The sequence below is a fragment of the Streptomyces sp. NPDC003042 genome (genome assembly GCF_053591315.1).
Window position 1 is genome coordinate 48,582 of sequence record NZ_JBSFTP010000037.1, and the last position, 16,274, is coordinate 64,855.

At 72.0% G+C, this 16,274-nt stretch carries 17 protein-coding genes and 1 pseudogene; 10 read left to right on the top strand and 8 right to left on the bottom strand.

The genetic code is table 11. The features are described from left to right. Positions 1 to 73 precede the first annotated feature (73 nt). A pseudogene (locus ACWDYJ_RS19545) lies at positions 74 to 473 on the bottom strand (transposase); the annotation flags it as partial. A 233-nt stretch (positions 474 to 706) separates the two neighbouring features. Between ACWDYJ_RS19545 and ACWDYJ_RS19550 the strand changes: the two are divergent. Then, a complete protein-coding gene (locus ACWDYJ_RS19550) occupies positions 707 to 1,741 on the top strand; it encodes an HAD-IIA family hydrolase (protein ID WP_451566809.1) in 1,035 nt (344 codons plus the stop codon). On the opposite strand, the gene ACWDYJ_RS19555 is transcribed toward ACWDYJ_RS19550, so the two are convergent. Genes ACWDYJ_RS19555 through ACWDYJ_RS19585 form a run of 7 tightly spaced genes read right to left on the bottom strand, consistent with a single transcriptional unit; the run spans position 1,731 to position 8,721 of the window. Continuing rightward, positions 1,731 to 2,825 (bottom strand): hypothetical protein, encoded by a 1,095-nt coding sequence (locus tag ACWDYJ_RS19555; protein WP_451566810.1) that lies wholly within the window; start codon positions 2,823 to 2,825, stop codon positions 1,731 to 1,733. The genes ACWDYJ_RS19550 and ACWDYJ_RS19555 overlap by 11 nt on opposite strands. Before the next feature lie 20 nt (positions 2,826 to 2,845). Continuing rightward, the gene (locus ACWDYJ_RS19560) at positions 2,846 to 3,757 is read right to left on the bottom strand and encodes a methyltransferase domain-containing protein (protein ID WP_451566811.1); all 912 of its coding nucleotides are present in this window, start codon (positions 3,755 to 3,757) and stop codon (positions 2,846 to 2,848) included. 37 nt (positions 3,758 to 3,794) lie between these two features. Further along, the gene (locus ACWDYJ_RS19565) at positions 3,795 to 4,778 is read right to left on the bottom strand and encodes an ornithine carbamoyltransferase (protein WP_451566812.1); all 984 of its coding nucleotides are present in this window, start codon (positions 4,776 to 4,778) and stop codon (positions 3,795 to 3,797) included. 13 nt (positions 4,779 to 4,791) lie between these two features. Continuing rightward, the gene (locus ACWDYJ_RS19570) at positions 4,792 to 5,823 is read right to left on the bottom strand and encodes an ornithine cyclodeaminase family protein (RefSeq protein ID WP_451566813.1); all 1,032 of its coding nucleotides are present in this window, start codon (positions 5,821 to 5,823) and stop codon (positions 4,792 to 4,794) included. Continuing rightward, positions 5,820 to 6,761, bottom strand: a complete 942-nt coding sequence (locus ACWDYJ_RS19575; RefSeq protein ID WP_451566814.1) for a diiron oxygenase — start codon at positions 6,759 to 6,761, stop codon at positions 5,820 to 5,822. Before ACWDYJ_RS19575 ends, ACWDYJ_RS19570 begins: the two co-directional genes overlap by 4 nt. Beyond that, positions 6,758 to 7,792: a pyridoxal-phosphate dependent enzyme gene (locus tag ACWDYJ_RS19580; RefSeq protein WP_451566815.1), complete on the bottom strand. Its 1,035-nt coding sequence runs from the start codon at positions 7,790 to 7,792 to the stop codon at positions 6,758 to 6,760. Before ACWDYJ_RS19580 ends, ACWDYJ_RS19575 begins: the two co-directional genes overlap by 4 nt. Then, a complete protein-coding gene (locus tag ACWDYJ_RS19585; RefSeq protein ID WP_451566816.1) occupies positions 7,789 to 8,721 on the bottom strand; it encodes a polysaccharide deacetylase family protein in 933 nt (310 codons plus the stop codon). The genes ACWDYJ_RS19580 and ACWDYJ_RS19585 overlap by 4 nt, the downstream gene beginning before the upstream one ends. A 250-nt stretch (positions 8,722 to 8,971) precedes the next feature. On the opposite strand from ACWDYJ_RS19585, the gene ACWDYJ_RS19590 reads away from it, so the two are divergent. From ACWDYJ_RS19590 to ACWDYJ_RS19630, 9 genes are all read left to right on the top strand, one after another. Continuing rightward, the gene (locus ACWDYJ_RS19590; RefSeq protein ID WP_451566817.1) at positions 8,972 to 10,249 is read left to right on the top strand and encodes a M20 metallopeptidase family protein; all 1,278 of its coding nucleotides are present in this window, start codon (positions 8,972 to 8,974) and stop codon (positions 10,247 to 10,249) included. Next, complete coding sequence (locus ACWDYJ_RS19595; protein ID WP_451566818.1) at positions 10,246 to 10,758, top strand: GNAT family N-acetyltransferase; 513 nt, start codon at positions 10,246 to 10,248, stop codon at positions 10,756 to 10,758. The genes ACWDYJ_RS19590 and ACWDYJ_RS19595 overlap by 4 nt, the downstream gene beginning before the upstream one ends. 1 nt (position 10,759) lies before the next feature. Then, the gene (locus tag ACWDYJ_RS19600; protein ID WP_451566819.1) at positions 10,760 to 11,515 is read left to right on the top strand and encodes a glutamate ABC transporter substrate-binding protein; all 756 of its coding nucleotides are present in this window, start codon (positions 10,760 to 10,762) and stop codon (positions 11,513 to 11,515) included. Positions 11,516 to 11,719: 204 nt separating this feature from the next. Continuing rightward, on the top strand, positions 11,720 to 11,953 hold the full coding sequence (locus ACWDYJ_RS19605; protein ID WP_451566820.1) for a hypothetical protein: 234 nt from the start codon (positions 11,720 to 11,722) through the stop codon (positions 11,951 to 11,953). Next, the gene (locus tag ACWDYJ_RS19610; RefSeq protein WP_451566821.1) at positions 11,911 to 12,228 is read left to right on the top strand and encodes an ABC transporter permease subunit; all 318 of its coding nucleotides are present in this window, start codon (positions 11,911 to 11,913) and stop codon (positions 12,226 to 12,228) included. The genes ACWDYJ_RS19605 and ACWDYJ_RS19610 overlap by 43 nt, the downstream gene beginning before the upstream one ends. A gap of 123 nt (positions 12,229 to 12,351) precedes the next feature. Beyond that, positions 12,352 to 12,879: an ABC transporter permease subunit gene (locus ACWDYJ_RS19615; RefSeq protein WP_451566822.1), complete on the top strand. Its 528-nt coding sequence runs from the start codon at positions 12,352 to 12,354 to the stop codon at positions 12,877 to 12,879. Continuing rightward, positions 12,876 to 13,793 (top strand): ectoine hydroxylase, encoded by a 918-nt coding sequence (gene thpD / locus ACWDYJ_RS19620; protein ID WP_451566823.1) that lies wholly within the window; start codon positions 12,876 to 12,878, stop codon positions 13,791 to 13,793. The genes ACWDYJ_RS19615 and thpD overlap by 4 nt, the downstream gene beginning before the upstream one ends. Positions 13,794 to 14,607: 814 nt before the next feature. After that, positions 14,608 to 15,165 carry a hypothetical protein gene (locus ACWDYJ_RS19625; protein WP_451566824.1) on the top strand — a complete coding sequence of 186 codons (558 nt, stop codon included), beginning with the start codon at positions 14,608 to 14,610 and terminating at the stop codon, positions 15,163 to 15,165. Between the two features lie 403 nt (positions 15,166 to 15,568). Beyond that, a complete protein-coding gene (locus ACWDYJ_RS19630) occupies positions 15,569 to 16,177 on the top strand; it encodes a GOLPH3/VPS74 family protein (RefSeq protein WP_451566825.1) in 609 nt (202 codons plus the stop codon). The last annotated feature ends 97 nt before the right edge of the window (positions 16,178 to 16,274 follow it).

A 16,274-nucleotide genomic window follows, 5' to 3' on the forward strand; every position in this document is an offset into this window, starting at 1 on the left:
CTTCGTCACAACTCAACCGACCCATGGAATTGGTGCCAGCCTTGGCTTGATCCGGCGACGACCGTGTCTACGTCTTGGAACCCGGCTTGCCCCGGTCCACAGGGCTCGGACCGGTGAGTTCGCCCCTTTTTCAGCCCTCACGTGGGCGGAGTCAAGGACCGCTCGGGACAAGTCGAGGAGACCGGCGTCATCGAGGCGGTGCGGGATCTCCTCGTGCAGCCGGCCCCACACGCCGGCCCGCGACCAGATCAGGAACCGGCGGTGGGCTGTCGACTTCGATATCCCGAAGCAAGCCGGCAGTGCCCGCCAGGCGCAACCGCTGACCAGCACGTAGATGATCGCGGCGAACAGCGTCTCATCAGGCGTGTCCTGTGTTCCATCGCCCTGCGGCCGCACCCTGGACGGCGGGATCAACGGCTCCGCGATCTCCCACAACCCGTCCGGACAATCCAACTCCACGTACCCCGCCCCATACCGACGTCAACGACACCTCACCACATAGGACACGGTCTTAACCATCAGCCCCTGACCGCAGACGACACCACGGGTTCAATCTCAGTGACGGTGCCGTCGTGCCCTGCCGGAGCACGCTCGTGCGACCGGTGATCAGCCGGATGGCTCCCATGGGCACATGGGTGGCCGATGCGTCATCCGGCCGCGTCGGGGGCATATCCCAACGAGCCAACCAGCGGAAGGGAGACCGGTGGTGCGGGCATTCAGTGGGCCGGGCGCAGCCGGCGGTGGGGCGGGTGCGCTGGTCCATCGCCACGACGCCGCTCTCCTTGACCTGGACGGTGTCATCCAGGTGGGACCCCATGCCGTGCCGCACGCCGTACCAGTGCTGCGGCAACTGGCCCACCGGGGGCTGCCGCTCGTCTACGTTACGAACAACGCCCTGCGCGCGCCCGGTGAGGTGGCGGAGCGGCTGCGGGGGCTGGAAGTGCCTGCGGCCGAGCGGGACGTGGTGAGTTCGGCGCAGGCCGCCGCCCGGCTCGCCGAGGAGCAGTGCGGTCGGGCCGCGCGGGTGCTGGTCGTGGGCGGCACGGCACTGCATCGAGCGCTGCGGGAGCGCGGGCTGCGGCCGGTGCGGTCGGCGCAGGAGGATCCGGCCGGGGTGGTGCAGGGGTTCGCGCCGACGGTGTCCTGGCAGGAGCTGGCGGAGGTTGGGTACGCCGTGGCGCGCGGCATCCCGTGGATCGTTACCAACACGGACCTGACCGCGCCGACAACGCGCGGCACCGCGCCCGGCAATGGCGCCCTGGTGGCCGTGGTGCGAGCGGCGACGGGTGCGACGCCCTTCGTCGCGGGCAAGCCGTCGGCCGCGCTGCTGCGGGAGGCGGCCCGACGGGTGGGGGCGAACCGGCCCCTCATGGTCGGGGACAGCCTGGACACGGACATCGAGGGAGCCCGCCGGGCCGGGTACGACAGCCTGCTGGTGCTCACCGGGCGGACGCGGCCGGCCGACCTGCTCGCGGCGCCGCCGCACCGCCGCCCCACCCATCTGGGCGCGGACCTGCGGGCCCTTCTCGCGCCCTCACGCCTCGTGCAGCGGCGGGCCGATGGCTGGGCGTGCGGTGCCTGGCAGGCCCGCATCGAGGACGGCACGCTCGCGCTGCGCGGCCACGGGGACCCCTGCGACGGGCTATGGGCCGCGTGCGCGGCGGTCTGGTCGGCGCCCGGGCCGGGGCCGGTGGACAGTGCCGCCGCGCTCGCGGCCCTGGACGCCGCACTCAGTCCATGAGCCGGTGCTCGCGCACGAGGCGTCCCAACTCGGTGGTGCTGTATCCGCGTTCGAAGTGGCGGGGTTCGGACAGCATGAGGGACACCAGGTCGCGCAGCATCGCGGCGTACGTCTCGACCGTGCCGTCCCAGACGGTCGCGTCCAGCATCCAGGGCTCGGTGTCCGGGGTGAGCTGCGCCTTGCCTTCCCGCATCAGGGACTTGGAGAGCTTGGCGCCCGACGCGGACAGGATCACTGGCGTGAACACCCGGGGCGGGGGGACACTGCCGGGGAGGCACAGGAACGCCTCGTCCAGCAGACGGCAGCCGGCCGCCCAGTCCGCGCCTTTGACGATCACGGGCATGGCCTCGTCCCGGTCGGCGACGCGTTCTTTGACGAGGTTGCGGTGCAGGGTGGTCAGGCCGAGGTACGCACCCGCGTCGGGCCGTACCTCGGCCTCATAACGCCCGTGGTCCAAGCAGACGGCCGTGAACCGGGCCGAGGCGGGCCCGGCCTCAAGGAGGCGGGTGTCCTCGCCGTACTTCTGGAGCCAGCCGCACTGCGGGCAGGGGAAGCTGACGGGAACGTGTCCACTGGAGGGTGCCAGCACCCAGCGCAGCCGCTCCCAGTGACCCAGGGAGGCGAGGAACTCCTCGCGGAAGGCTGGGAGTTGCTGTTGACAAGTGTAGGTGTCGACCTCATATCGCACACCGGTGGCGGTGGACAGGGCGTCGAACAGGTCGCCGTAGAAACGCTTGACCAGTTCTTCGACGCGGTCCGGTCCCAGGGCGTGGTGGTAGGACCGCTCGTAGAGGGTGCCGGTGTGCGGGCAGGTGCGGGACTCGTGCGGGGCGTTGTCCAGTGCCCCGAAGCGCAGTTCGGCCTCGACGCCGAGGCGGTCGCGTGCGGCCTGGGCCAGCAGGAAGGCGGCGGTCTGCATGACGTTGGTGCCCACGTGCGGCGCCCCGTTGATCTGTACACCGGCGTAGAGGGCGACGCGGTGCGCACCGCGGGCGCGCAGCTGCGGCCGGATGAAGTCGACGCTGTGCTCGACGGCGCCGACCGTGACGCTGACGGGTGACAGGGGTGGTTCGGGTGACGGCATGGGTTCGCTCCCCGGGTGGGTCACCAGTGGTGGCGGGCCGCCGCGGGCGGCAGGTCGAGGATTCGGACGGGCCAGGGCGGGGACGCAGCACCGAGCGCGTCGAGCGTCTCCAGGCGGGAGGTGGTGGAGCGGGCGGCGGTGTACAGGACATCCATGAGTTCCTTGGCGGTGTCGGCTCCGGGCGGGCCGTCGCTTTGCCGGCAGGCCAGGCCGACGACGAAGTAGGCGGGTGGCTCGTCGACTGGGCGCCACAGCACTGCTTCTCCCGAGGCTTCCAGGGCCAGCACACGTTCGGGGTGCTCGCGGGTGAAGTCACCCAGCGGCAGCGGGCACAGGGTCACGGCGGTGATCCGGTATCCCGCCTGCTGGACCAGCGCGACCGCGCGCCGGGGCGTGGAGTAGCTGCCGAAGGTGAAGCCCAGGTCGGCTCCCAGGGCACGGGCGTGCCCAATGATGGCCCCGGCCCACTTCAAGCCGTCCGCGCCGCCGCTGATCGAGGGCCGCTCCTGGTCCACCTCGGGCGGCAGGGGCACGTAGGCCGGGTTGCTGGTCACGATCAGCGGGCGGGGCAGGTCGTCGGGGGCGGTGGCCGGCAGGCCGGGCGGGTCCAGTTGCGCGTAGTCGGCGAGGGCGAAGGTGACGCGACCGTCGGCGGAGGCGTAGTGGGACCGGGCCCACTGGACGCTCCGGTGGCCGGAGTCGATGCCGTGGACGCGGGCGGCTCCCGCGCGGGCGATGGCGGCCGCGGCCGCTCCGCTGCCCGAGCCGAGGTCCAGGACGGTGCCACCACCGCCGGCCGGTAGCAGGTCAGCAGCGACCCAGACGCCGATCTCGGTGTCCGCCGGCTCGAAAAACACCTCTGGTTCTCCGGGCGGCACCAGGTCGTGCGCCGTCAGATGCGTGTAGCGGGTGACGCGCGTGATGTCGGGCACGCGTGCTCCTTTCCGTGCGCTCTGCGTGGTGCGCGGGTCAGCCGGTCAGGAGCCCGGCGGTGTGTTCCAGGACGGCCATGGCACTCGACAGCTTCATCGCGGCCTGGGTCCAGGCCAGGGAACGGCCTCCGTCCAGCACCTCGGCGGCGACCTCGTCGCCGCGGTGGGCGGGCAGGTCGTGCAGAAAGAGGGCCCGCGGGCGGCGCGCCATGAGCACGGCGTCCACGTGGAAGGGCCGGAATACCTCACGCCAGGACACGTCCGGCTTGCTGGTGCCCGTCGTCTGCCACCGCGTGGTGTAGACGGCGTCGACGTCCACGGGCACCTCGGCCATGTCGTGGATCTCGGTGAGCCGGGCCCCGCTCGCCCCGGCGGCCTTGAGCGCCGCGGCGAGGGCCGCCTGCGGCAGACCGTACCCGGGCGGGGTGGCGAAGGTGACGTGGGCGCCGGGGACCGTGGCGAGGCCGTGGGCGAGAGCCGTGGCGGTGTTGTTGCCCTCCCCCACGTACAGCAACCGGATGCCGCTCAGGTCGCCCAGGGCCAGGGTGAGCGTGGCGAGGTCGCACACGCCCTGGGTGGGGTGCTCCTCCGTCGCCATGGCGTTGATCACGGGCAGCCGTCCGGTGCTCGACAGCTCCCGCAGCTCCTGAAGCGGGCCTGCGGTGCGAGCCACGAGCAGGTCGAGCATCGCCCCGAGGACCCGGCCGGTGTCGGCCACCGACTCACCGGTGTTGAGTTGCAGGTCGTGGGGGCCGTAGGCGATCGGGGTGCCGCCGAGCCGGACGCTGCCGGTCTGGAAGGCGGTGCGGGTGCGGGTCGAGGTTCGGGTGAACAGCACCCCGACGACGCGGCCGGTCAGGGGCCGGTCGTGGGCGTGCGGGTCGTGGAAAAGGTCCACCGAACGGGCCACCAGCCGCCGCAGGGCCGTGGGTTCCAGGTCGGACAGCGAGAACAGGCCCCGCTCGGCCGCGACAGCGGGCAGCCCGAGCGGCACCGAGGGTTCGTCGAAGGTGTCGTGCACGGGGATGCTCCTTTCAGTAAAGGCGCAGTGTCCGGCCTGCCTTGCGGTCTACGGCCGCCTCGTGGACGGCGTGCAGGAGAGCGACGTCCAGGACAGCCATCCCGAACGGGTTGCTGATCACGTGCCCGGTGCTGGGCCGAACGGCGGGGACCTCTCCGGCGAGAACCTGGCCGAGGGTGCCGTCGATGCCCCGGCCCTGGGCCGGGCCCGGAGGACGGGCCGTGACATGCCCTTCCCTCATCAGCGCGCCCAGGACCCGGCGCGGGTTGTCGGCGACCAGGCCCACGTCGTCGACGTACAGCGCCTGCGCGGTCAGCAGGGCATCGGGCAGCAGGTCGGCGAGGGAGACGTGGGCGACGAACGTGCCCGGCCGCAACCAGGCGGCAGGCAGGTAGCCCTGGTCGGTCGTGGTGACGGTGACCACGACGGGCGCGGCCTGCACGGCGGTGCGGGCGTCGGGTTGCTGGACGGTGCGCAGCCGGGGTCGGTGGTGTGCGGTCCATTCGGCCAGTGCGGCGGCGCGCCCGGGGTCGGCGTCGTAGAAGTGCACCGTCCCCGCCTGTGGGAAGCTCTCCTCGAGCAGTTCCAGGTGGGTGCGGGCCAGGGTGCCGCAGCCGATGACGGTGAGTGCGTCCCACTGCGGTGGTCCGAGGTGGCGCAGACTCACCATGGTGTACGCCGCGGTGCGGGCGGCGCTCAGCCAGCCGGCCTCGGCGATCACCAGCGGGCGTGCCGTGTGGTGGTCGAACAGGACGCTGATGCCGGCGGCACGCTCCCGGCCGTGGGCAGGATTGCTGGTGGCCGCGTTGATGAGCTTCATACCGCGGATCGGCGGCCCGTCGTCCCCGGCCAGCGCCCCGAGCATGGCCAGCGACCGGCAGTAGGCCCCGGCTTCGTTGGTCCACGGCAGGTAGCCCTCGGTCGGCAGGGTGACGGCCCCGCGCGCGTGCCGGACCAGCGCGTCGGCGACGACCTGGCACACGTCGACCTCGGCCGCGCACTCCAGCACAGCGGCGCGGTCCAGGAAGAGCAGTTCCTCGGTCATGACATGGGCTCCTCAGGCAGCAGGCCCTCCGTGTGGAAGGCGTCCCGTCCGCCGTCCACGTCGAGGACGCCGGTCTCGTTGAACAGCCGCAGCGCGTGCCGGGCGGCGGTGCGCATGTCCGCCTCGACGCGGGCACATGGGTAGCAGTCCCGCACCACATCCTCCGCCTGGTCCGGCGGCAGCCCGGCCAGGGCCAGTGCGGCGCGCACCGGGCTCAGGTCGGGTAGCAGACTGGAGCGGATCAGGCCGGGCAGGCAGCGGGCCACCCGCACGCGCAGCGAGGGCGTCAGGCCGGTCCACAACTCCCGGAAGAAGCCCGCGAAGAAGGCGTGGTGCCAGCCTTCGTCCCGGGCGTGGTCGCGGACGATGTCCCGGACCACGGTCAGGACTCGCTGGTCCTTGGGCACGTCGTTGAGAATGGCGGTGACAAGCGTTTCGAACACGACGACCTGGAGCAGCTGGGCGAGTACCGGTTCGCCGGGCAGGGCCTCGGTGCCGACGGCGTCGAGGCGGGCCAGGAACGGGGCGAAGTCGTAGGGCAGCGGGTCGATGCCGGAGGCGTCGGAGACCTGCCGGACGACGTCGTAGCTGTACAGGGCGTGGTAGCCCTCGTCGCAGTAGATGCGGTAGGCGTTCAGGCGGGTCTCGGGCGGTGTCTCCAGGTCGCTGCGGCCGGAGGCGATGAGGTCGGTGGCCCGGTTCACCACGCGGGTCTCGAACTGCGTGGTGAAGTGCAGGTACTGGAACAGGTGCCGTGCCTGGAGCGCCTCGCGGGCGTCGTCGGGCAGCGCCCGTACGTGCGGATGGCGGGCGTAGGGCACGAGGGCGGGCGGGAAGTACAGCTGTCCGGTGCGCAGTTCCTTGTGCAGCAGGCGGCGCGGGTCCCTGCGTACGCCCGCCTTCGCGTACCAGTCCCGCTCGGCGGCGTCCGCCGTCATGACGGCACCTCCCGCACCTCGGCCGGGCAGGAACCGGAATGCCCGGTGTCGTCGGTGAGGACCTCGACGCCGGACAGGGCGTCGGTGCCGGTCATGCCGTGCTCCCGGCGCCAGTCGCGCGAGAAGACGGTGTCGAGGTAGCGGTCGGCCCCATCGGGGCACAGACACGCGGCGCTGGTGCGGCGGGCGTCGGCGCGGAACAGCCGAAGCGCCGCGGCCAAAAGAGCACCCGCGCTCGGCCCCACACCGATGCCGATCGTCTCGTACAGCCACACGGTGGCCGCGACGGCCTCCTCCGGCCGAACGTACACCGTGGGCCGGTGCCCTTGGGGCAGGAAGGCGGACGGGCGGCTGGAGCCGATCCCGGACAGCAACCGAGCACCCGGCGCACCCCCGAGGGCGGCGGAGCCGCTCACGTCCACACCGACCAGTTCCCACGGCGCGCCCGCGGCGACGACGTAGTCGCGAAATCCGGCGAGAGTGCCGCCGGTGGAGACCGCGACCAGGACACTCATCGGCCCGCCACCGGTCTGCCGGTGCAGCTCGGGTGCCGTTCCGGTGGCGTGGGCGGCCGGATTGGCCGGGTTGGCGTACTGGTTGGGCCACACCAGCTTCGGCTGACCCGCCAGCAGGTCCTGCACGCGGCTCAGCCGGTTGAGGAGGAACCCGCCCGCTCCGTCCGGAGCCTCCACAGTGATCACGCGCGCCCCCAGGGCCCTTACGTCGTGCAGCAGCGCGGCGCTGGTGCGCGGGTCGACAACCGCGGTGAACGGGACGCGGTGGGCGGCGGCGATGGCCGCGAGGGCCAGCCCGAGGTTGCCGGAAGTCGACTCGACCAGCCCGGCACGCGGATCGACGCGATCGGCCACGTCGTACCACAGAGCCAGAGCCGTACGGCCCTTGATGGAGCCGTAGGAGTTGTATGCCTCCAGCTTCAGCCACAGCATCCGGGGCGTTCCGTCGACGTTCAGGCGCAGGCGGACGACCGGTGTGGGGGCCGGCCCGCCGGCACCCGGTGAGAACCGTGTCATACGGCGGTGCCGTTGCCGGTCGCACTGCGCCAGACGTACCGGGCGATCTCGGCGTGGGTCGCGTACCAGACGCCCGGGTGACCGGTGATGTGCTCCAGCAGTTCCTCCAGCACCACGAGGCGCGAGCGGTGCCCGATGACGTGGGGGTGCATGGTCAGCTGGAACAACCCGCCGTCGGTGTACGCCGCGTCGAACTCGTCGCGCCACAGCGCTATCAGCTGCCGCGGCGGGGTATAGGGGCGCACGGCACTGTAGCGGTCCATGTTGAGGTAGGCGGCGTCGTCGCGGATCCACTCCGGCGGGATCTCGACCACGCCGGTGGGCTGTCCGTCGGCAAGCAGCTCGTAGGGATCGTCGTCCGCCATCAGGGACGAGTCGTAGACGAGCCCCAGCTCGCGAGTGATGTCGAGGGTGCGCTCGCTGAAGTCCCACGACGGAGTGCGGATGCCCGCCGGGCGCTGTCCGGTGAGCCGTTCGAGCGTGTCCGCGCAGCGGAAGGCGAGGTCGCGCTCGTGCTTGTACTCCAGCTCCATGTTGCGTTCGTGGATCCAGCCGTGGACGGCCACCTCGTGGCCCCGGTCGGCGTAGCCGCGCGCCTCGTCGGGGCGCAGCAGCGCGCACACCGCCGGCATGAAGAACGTGGCGGGGACGCCGTGGCGTTCGAGCAGGCGCAGGATGCGCGGCACGCCCACCCGGGCGCCGTACTCGCCCTGCGAAAGCTTGCCCGGCATCACCTCCCCGTCGCGCAGCGGGATCGTCTCGTGGTCGGAGTCGAAGGAGAGCGCCACGGCGCACCGGGTCCCCTTCGGCCACGACGCGGGTCTGAGGCTGCGTCCGGCACGCACGCGTTCCACGTGGTGCCGCCATTCGGATTCGTCCCACTGCCAGGGACGCCGTGGTGTCGTCTGTGCCGACTCGGACATCGCCATGGATCGGTCCTCACCCCCACGTGGACGTCGGGCTCCGGATCGAGCATGTCAGCGCGTCGAGCGGCAGTCACCAGCACGAATCCGCCATGCTGAAACAGTGGGCCGGTGGCCGAAACTCGCTGACCAGCGTTACGCGCACTGTCGGGACCGGCGAAGGATCTCTACGGTGGGTGAGCACCCGGCCTCGCGTGACGCCGCGGCCGACGGACCCGCGTGCCGTCGGCGCGCGCAGGTGAAGGAGATCGGTCTCATGACGAGCCCCAGCGGTGGCGTGGACGGTGTGCCCGGCGCGGCTTGCGGCGGGCCGGCCGCCGCGCCCGTGGCCGTCGGTCCGTCCCTCCTCGATGAGGCCCGGCGGCTGGCGCCCAAGGCCGTGGCACTGCGCCGGGAACTGCACGCCCGGCCGGAGGTGGGCCTGGATCTGCCGGGGACCCAGCGGCGGGTGCTGGACGCGCTGGAGGACCTGGACCTTCAGGTGCGTACCGGTCGACGGCTGTCCTCCGTCGTGGCGACCCTGACCGGAGCGGTCGACGGGCCCACGGTCCTGCTGCGCGCCGACATGGACGCCCTGCCGGTGACCGAGGACACCGGCCGGGACTTCGCCTCCCGTACGCCCGGGGTGATGCACGCGTGCGGGCACGACGCGCACACCGCGATGCTGGTCGGTGCGGCGCGGCTGCTGGCGGCGCGGCGCGCGGAGCTGGCCGGGCGGGTGGTGTTCATGTTCCAGCCGGGCGAGGAGGGCGACCACGGCGCCCGGTACATGATCGACGAGGGTGTGCTGGAGGGGGTGGACGCTGCGTTCGCGCTGCACGTGACGCCGAATCTGCCCAGCGGTGCGCTGCGATTGCGCCCGGGGCCGCAGATGGCGGCCTCCGACCGGGTGTACGTGACGGTGCGCGGGCGGGGCGGGCACGCCTCGGCTCCGCACACCACGTGCGATCCGGTTCCGGTGGCCTGTGAGATCGTGCTCGCGTTGCAGACCGTGATCACCCGGAACGTCGCCGCCGACGACGCGGCCGTCCTCAGTATCACCCGCCTGGCGGCCGGCACCGCGACCGGGATCATCCCGGACACCGCCGAACTGGGCGGTACCCTGCGCACGTTGAACCCGTCGACCCGTCAGCTGCTGCTGGCGGCGCTCACCCGCGTCGCCGACGGGGTGGCCGCGGCCCACGGCGCGACCGCCGAGGTACGGGTCGAACCGGGCTACCCGGTGACCGTCAACGACCCCGGCTTCACCGACTTCGTCCTGCGCACCGCGGCGGGTGTCCTCGGCCCGGGGGCCGTGGAGGTGATGCCGGCCGTCCCGATGACGGCGGAGGACTTCTCGTACGTCCTCGATGCGAGACCGGGTGCCCTCGCGTTCCTCGGCGCCTGTCCACCCGGCATGAACCCGGATCAGGTGCCGTCGCTGCACTCGCCTCGCGCTGACCTCGACGAGGATGCGCTCGCGGCCGGTATCGCCTGCCATGCGGCCGTGGCGCTGGCGTACTCGTCCTTCGGCGGGCGGGAGGGCCCGCGGTGAGGGAGGTGGATATCCGGGTCGCACGGCCCGAGGAGTTGGACGCGGTGGAGGGGCTGTGGCTGGAGGCGAGCCGGTGGCTGGCCTCCCGGGGCCTGGATCAGTGGCAGTATCCGCCTCGCCGGTGGCGCATGGCCGAGGCCGTCGCGGCCGGGGACTGCCACCTCGCCTTCGCCGACGGTCATGCGGTGGCCACGATCACCGTGCACGAGCGGGCGGACCCTGAATGGTGGGAGCACGAGGATCCCGCGTCCGCGCTGTACATTCACGACCTCGCGGTGAGCCGGGCGGCGGCCGGACATGGGGTCGGGGCCCGGTTGCTGGACTGGGCGGGCGCGGTGGCGGCCCGGCGGGGCAAGCGCTGGCTGCGGCTGGAGGCATGGAAGACCAACCACCTGCTGCACCGCTACTACCTCGACCAGGGCTTTCAGCTGCTGCGCATCGTGGACCTGCCGCACCGCAACTCCGGCGCTCTCTTCCAGCGCCCGGCCGTGTCCAACAAGGCGGAGTGACATGGCGGCCAGGCCATACGCGCGCGCGGTGCGCCGCGGCACCCTTCGAGTCGGCGTCAAGTCCGACCATCCGTTTCTTGGCTTCGAGGACCCGGTGACCGGTCGCCGGTTCGGCTTCGACGTCGAGATCGCCACGATGGTCGCGGCGGACCTCGGCTTCGAGCCGGAGCACATCGAGTGGCAGACCGTGCCGCCACAGGCGCGGGAAACCGCGCTCGCCCAGAAGGACATCGACTGCTACGTCGCCGCGTACACCATCAACGACGAACGCAAGAAAAGGGTCTCGCTCGCCGGGCCGTACTGCGTCGCCGGGCAGGACCTGCTCGTCCGCGCCGACGAGACCGGCATCCGCGGCCCGGACGACGTGCGCGGCCGCCGGGCCCGCTCGGTCGACGGATGCACCCCCTACCAGTGGATCGGCCAGGCCCGCTACGGCGCCCGCGTTGTCGGCCACGACAGCTACGCGCACTGCGTGCAGGACCTGAGCACCGGCATGGTGGACGCGGTCACCGGCGACGACGCGATCCTCAAGGGATACGCGGCGCAGAACGGCGGACGGCTGCACGTCGTCGGCCGGCCGTTTTCTCGCGAGCCCTATGGCGTCGGCCTGGCCCACGACGAGGCCGCGCTGCGCGCTACCGTCAACGACGCGCTGGAGCACCACATGGACAACGGCGACTGGCTGCGCGCCTACCGCGCCACGCTGGGCCGGGCCGGCGGGCCGCTTCCGCGTCCGCCGCTGCTCAGACGCTACTGAAACGCCGCATCCCGTACGCCACTCGCGCCCCGCTCGCCCCGACAAGCACCCGACCGGAGCCGCCCGTGCACGTGCTGCTCGACAACACCGACCTGTTCCTTCGAGGTTTCGCGGGCAGTGTTCGCGTGACCCTGGCGAGCACCCTGCTCGCCGTCCTGCTGGGTGTGGTCCTGGCCTGCTGCCGGGTGAGCCCAGATACCGCTGTTGCGCGGCCTGTCCGCCACGGCCGTCCGCCTGTTGTGCAGCACGCCGCTGACGGTCCTCTTCTTCGGAGTGACCCTGGGACTGCCCCTGCTCGGGCTGACCTCGCTCGGCTACTCCTCCCTGGCCGTGCTCACCCTCGGGGCGTACTCCGGGGCCTTCTTGTGCGAGGCCCCGCGTTCCGGCGTCAACACGTGGCAACAGACCAGGCCGAGGCCGGCCGGAGCCTCGGTCTGAGCACCGCTCAGGTCGCCTGGCTGATCGTCCTGCCCCAGGCCACCCGCACCGCGCTCGCCCCGGCCCGTGCCGTCATCATCACCCTCGCGAAGAACTCCGCCCTGGCCGGCGGCTTCAGCGTCCCCGAACTTTTCGGCGCCGAGAAGGCGCTGCTGGAGCGGGGCTACGCGGTCGGCGTGGTGTTCCTCTGGGTGACCCTGGCCTACCTGCTGCTCGTCGCCCTGATCAGCGGCGCGTTCCAGGTCGTCGAGCGACGGCTGGTGATGCCGTGCTGAGCCCGCGGCCGATCCCGCTGTTCGAGGTCCCCGGCCCGCGGGGCCGGCGGCGCCACGCCCTGTACGCGGTCCTCACGGTCGCGGTCACCATACTCATCGGCGAATCTGGCTGCCCTGCGCCTGGTGCTGGAGAGGACCGGCACCGCCCTGTCCGAGTGGCTCGGCAATGCGGGCACGTGGGCGGCCACTCACGTCAGCGACGTCACCCTGTGGGCGCTCGCCCTCGGTGTCGCCCTGCGCAACGGAGCCGTGCAGGCGGACGTCCTGCGTGCCGGTGTCCGCGCCGTGCCGCGGGGCCAGGTGGAGGCCGCGTACGCCCTCGGCATGAGCCACCCCCAGACGGCGTGGTCGGTGATCCTCCCACAAGCGGTGCGGGCGATGCTGCCCAGCATCGTGGCGCAGCTCGCCGTGACCCTGAAGGACACCTCCCTCGGCTTCGTCATCATGTACGAGGAGCTGCTGTACGTCGGCAAGCTCCTGGCGCAGAACATCGCCACTCCCCGCGGGTATCCGTACCTGCCCGTCCTGTTCGTGGTGGGTCTGCTGTACGTGGCCATGTGCCTGGCCATCTCCGGGCTCGCCAGGCGACTGGCACGCCCGGGCGCCCGTTCCTCGTCCGACTCCCGTGTTGCAGAGGAGAGCCGCCGATGACCGCTGCCGTTCACCCCGCCGACGCCGACGACCTGTACCCGACGCGTACGGTCACCGCCTCCGCCCCTTTACCCCGCCGGCACCCCGTGGTCTGGGGCAGCGTGGACGACGGGCCACTGACCGCCGGGCAACTCGCCGTCTATGAACGCGACGGATTCCTCGCCTTCGAGAACCTGCTGCACCAAGACGACATCACGGCGTGTCTGGGGGAGGTCGCCCGCCTCACGGCCGACCCGTCACTCCGGTCCTCGGGCCGCGTGGTACCAGAACCCGATGGCGGCGGCATCCGCTCCGTCTTCGAGGTGCACGCCCTGAGCGACACCTTCCGCCGGATCGTTCACTCGCCCAGGCTCGCCGGGATCGCGCGCCAGCTGCTGGGCTCGGACGTCTATGTGCACCAGACCCGCGTCAACCTCAAGGCCGCGTTCGACGGCTCCGGGTTCGGCTGGCACTCCGACTTCGAGACCTGGCACTCCGAGGACGGCATGCCCGCGCCCCGCGCCTTCAGCCTGACCATCGCGCTCACCGAGAACGCGCCCTACAACGGCCCGCTCCTGATCATCCCCGGCTCGCACCACACGTTCGTACCGTCGGTCGGCGAGACACCGCCCGACTACCACCGGCTGTCCCTGAAGGGCAGGAACCTCCCGGCGGGCCCGGCGGATCGCTCCGCCGTCACCGCGCTCGCTCAGGAGTACGGAATACGTCAGTGCGCCGGTACGGCGGGATCCGCGGTGGCCTTCGACTGCAACTGCCTGCACGCCTCCGCGGCGAACGTCTCGCCGTTCGCGCGCACCAACCTGTTCATCGTCTACAACAGCGTCGAGAACCGTATCGGCACGCCGTACGCGGCCCCCCGCCCACGGCCCACCTACCTCGCGAGCCGCAGCTTCACCCCGGTACCGCGCACCTGACCTGCGCGCGTTACCGAGGGCGTGAATTGCCTGCCCCAGCGGTCACCTCATGCTGTCGGCAGCCGGGACCGCGGCACCCTCCGTTGCGATCCCGGCCCTGAGCCGTTTCGGTCCGGGCGGCCTGCGCGTTCCAAACGGCACACAGCGGCGCCCTCTGCTGCCCCCGGGTGATGATGTTCGGTGCACTCGGGTGAACGACGTGACCTGGTCGGCCGGTCCCTCATCCAGCGAAGCAACAGCCGCATCGGGGCCTGTTCTCGGTCGCGGCGACCGGCGGCAGCTACCTCGGCGCCGCGCTGACCGTGTTGCTCGGCCCGGCCCGTCGGCGCGTATAGGTGCCAGCCAGCCTCGGTCCTGGCCGGGCACAGGTCTCCCAAGCTCCACGGGACGCTGCCCGGCGGTCTCCCCGAAGCGTGCCGCGCCGTGCTGCCCGAACTACTGGAGAAGAAGGCCTTCTGCGAGGGCGGCAGCGTACCGGTGAAGGACGGCGCCGACCGTGCGGCCGCCATCACCGCGCTCGTGCGGGCCACGGACGGCGATTACACGCATAACGGGACCCCCACGCGGAGGCGAACCGCACAGGAACAGCCACGACCAACCCACGTCAGCTGGCACCCAACCAATGTCACCAGCCCACCCATTCACAGCGGTCCGGCAGGGCCTGCGAGCCCGGCCCATCAGGTGTGGGGCAGCCCGGTGGGACTGCCCCCGGAAGTCCGGGCACCGGGCCTCACGTCCATGCGTCGATGGTGACCGGCCCACTGACAATCGCCCTGCCCCGGGAATGCGAACTGTCCCGCACTACGCTGCGGCCATGGTGTCCCCCTCCCGCCCCAAGCGTGCGCCCCACGTCGCGCTGGCCGCGGCCGCCATCGCGGCCGCCGCCCTCGCCGTCTGGCTGTACCAGGACCGGACGCAGCAGGGCGACTTCGCCGCGGATCCGCGTCCCTGCTCACTCGTGCCGGCGGAGACGGCCGCCCGGCTGCTGGCCGGGCCGACGGACGGGGTGGAGGCGATGTCGTACTGCACCTGGGCGGGTCCCGGCCTCGGCAGCGACGCGCAGCCTGTCCTGCAGGTGCAGGTGACCCGGCTGGGGGTGCACGAGGCGCAGGTCAGCTTCCAGCGCACGAAGGAAGAGTCGCAGGGGAAGATGGGCCCGATGACGACGGACCTGTCGGACTTCGGCGACGAGGCGTTCTCCCGCGTCCGGTATCCCAGCGGGGGCAGGGTGACCAACGAGGTCTTCTTCCGCCGGAGCAATGTGGTCGTCGCGGTCCGGTACGCACCGGTCGACGGCGACAACGACCGGGCCCATACGGACGCCTACGACGTGGCCGCGGAGGCGGCGGCCACGCTCGGCAAGGGGAAGTGACGGCCGCGGGCCCGCACGGGCCCGCGTACGCGGCTCAGCCACGCACGCCATATCGGCGCGGGCTGCCGCACTACCGCACCGCAGAGCAGCCCTCAGCGGGCGGACCCCGCCGGGGAAACATCTCGGAACATCCAGTCCAAGACTCCGGCCACTCCCGGGCCTTGGCAATGTCCGTGGTCATGGGGCACATCGTCCACGGGGCCGTCAGCCTCCGGGCGGCGCGGCGGTCCCTGTATGGCCGGTCGACCAGCTCCTGGCCGTCGGACGGGATCTGTCGGGTGGCGTTGGCGTCTGCGGCTTCGGTGGTTGTCTTCTCGGTGCCTCGGGCGCCCAGGAGCGATACTTGACCCGCACCCCGCCCCGCGACGGGACGCGGGTTCGGCCGACGACGAGGGAGCCGTACATGACCACGGCAAAAGACCTGTTCAGCATTGCCCTGGAGCCCCAGCCGGAGCGCTCCGTGGGGCAGGGCGACCTGTCCCTGTCTCTCGCGGGCGCCGAACTGATCGACCTCCTCCGTGCGCAGGCCATCGACCTGGACGGCGATCTCATCGTGCCGGGCCCGCAGCCGGCCCTGGGCGACCGGCTGCTCGGCGCGGCGGCTTCGGCACTCGTTCGGCAGGTGCCGTATGAACACGTCGAGGACTGGCTGTGGCGCAGGGGCCGTGACCTGGCAGCGGCCTACCAGGCCGCGTTCGAGGAGGACGGCCTGCTGGCGCGTGCGCGGCGCGGCCGCCTGACCTTCGGCGCTGAGCGCATGGAGCTCGCCGACACGCCCGCCCGGCGTCTTGCGCAGAGCCGCTGGGAGGAGGACGAACCCGTCCTGGGGGCCCTCGCCGCAGCCATCGGCATCCGCCGCAGCGAAAGCCCCCATAACGATGCCGACTCGGACGGCGAAGCGGTGACGACCGTGCTGGCCGCCGTCAACGACGCGGTGATGGAACTGGAAGCGGTACGCCAGCGGCGTTCCATCGAGAACGCGGCTTTCGCCAACGTGTGGCGGGTCCCGTAGGCATCGCGCCGCTCAGGCGGCATCGCACCTCCCGGTCGCCGGAGTTTCGAACAGCTCCCGAGGCTTATACGGGTGAAGATCCTGGACGAGATCCCGA

Bases quoted from the DNA above. Each gene is read 5' to 3' on its own strand.
- ACWDYJ_RS19590 (WP_451566817.1), top strand. From the start codon at position 8,972: ATGACGAGCCCCAGCGGTGGCGTGGACGGTGTGCCCGGCGCGGCTTGC.
- ACWDYJ_RS19555 (WP_451566810.1), bottom strand. From the start codon at position 2,825: ATGCCGTCACCCGAACCACCCCTGTCACCCGTCAGCGTCACGGTCGGC.
- ACWDYJ_RS19630 (WP_451566825.1), top strand. From the start codon at position 15,569: ATGACCACGGCAAAAGACCTGTTCAGCATTGCCCTGGAGCCCCAGCCG.
- thpD (WP_451566823.1), top strand. From the start codon at position 12,876: ATGACCGCTGCCGTTCACCCCGCCGACGCCGACGACCTGTACCCGACG.
- ACWDYJ_RS19600 (WP_451566819.1), top strand. From the start codon at position 10,760: ATGGCGGCCAGGCCATACGCGCGCGCGGTGCGCCGCGGCACCCTTCGA.
- ACWDYJ_RS19625 (WP_451566824.1), top strand. From the start codon at position 14,608: ATGGTGTCCCCCTCCCGCCCCAAGCGTGCGCCCCACGTCGCGCTGGCC.
- ACWDYJ_RS19585 (WP_451566816.1), bottom strand. From the start codon at position 8,721: ATGGCGATGTCCGAGTCGGCACAGACGACACCACGGCGTCCCTGGCAG.
- ACWDYJ_RS19580 (WP_451566815.1), bottom strand. From the start codon at position 7,792: ATGACACGGTTCTCACCGGGTGCCGGCGGGCCGGCCCCCACACCGGTC.
- ACWDYJ_RS19575 (WP_451566814.1), bottom strand. From the start codon at position 6,761: ATGACGGCGGACGCCGCCGAGCGGGACTGGTACGCGAAGGCGGGCGTA.
- ACWDYJ_RS19570 (WP_451566813.1), bottom strand. From the start codon at position 5,823: ATGACCGAGGAACTGCTCTTCCTGGACCGCGCCGCTGTGCTGGAGTGC.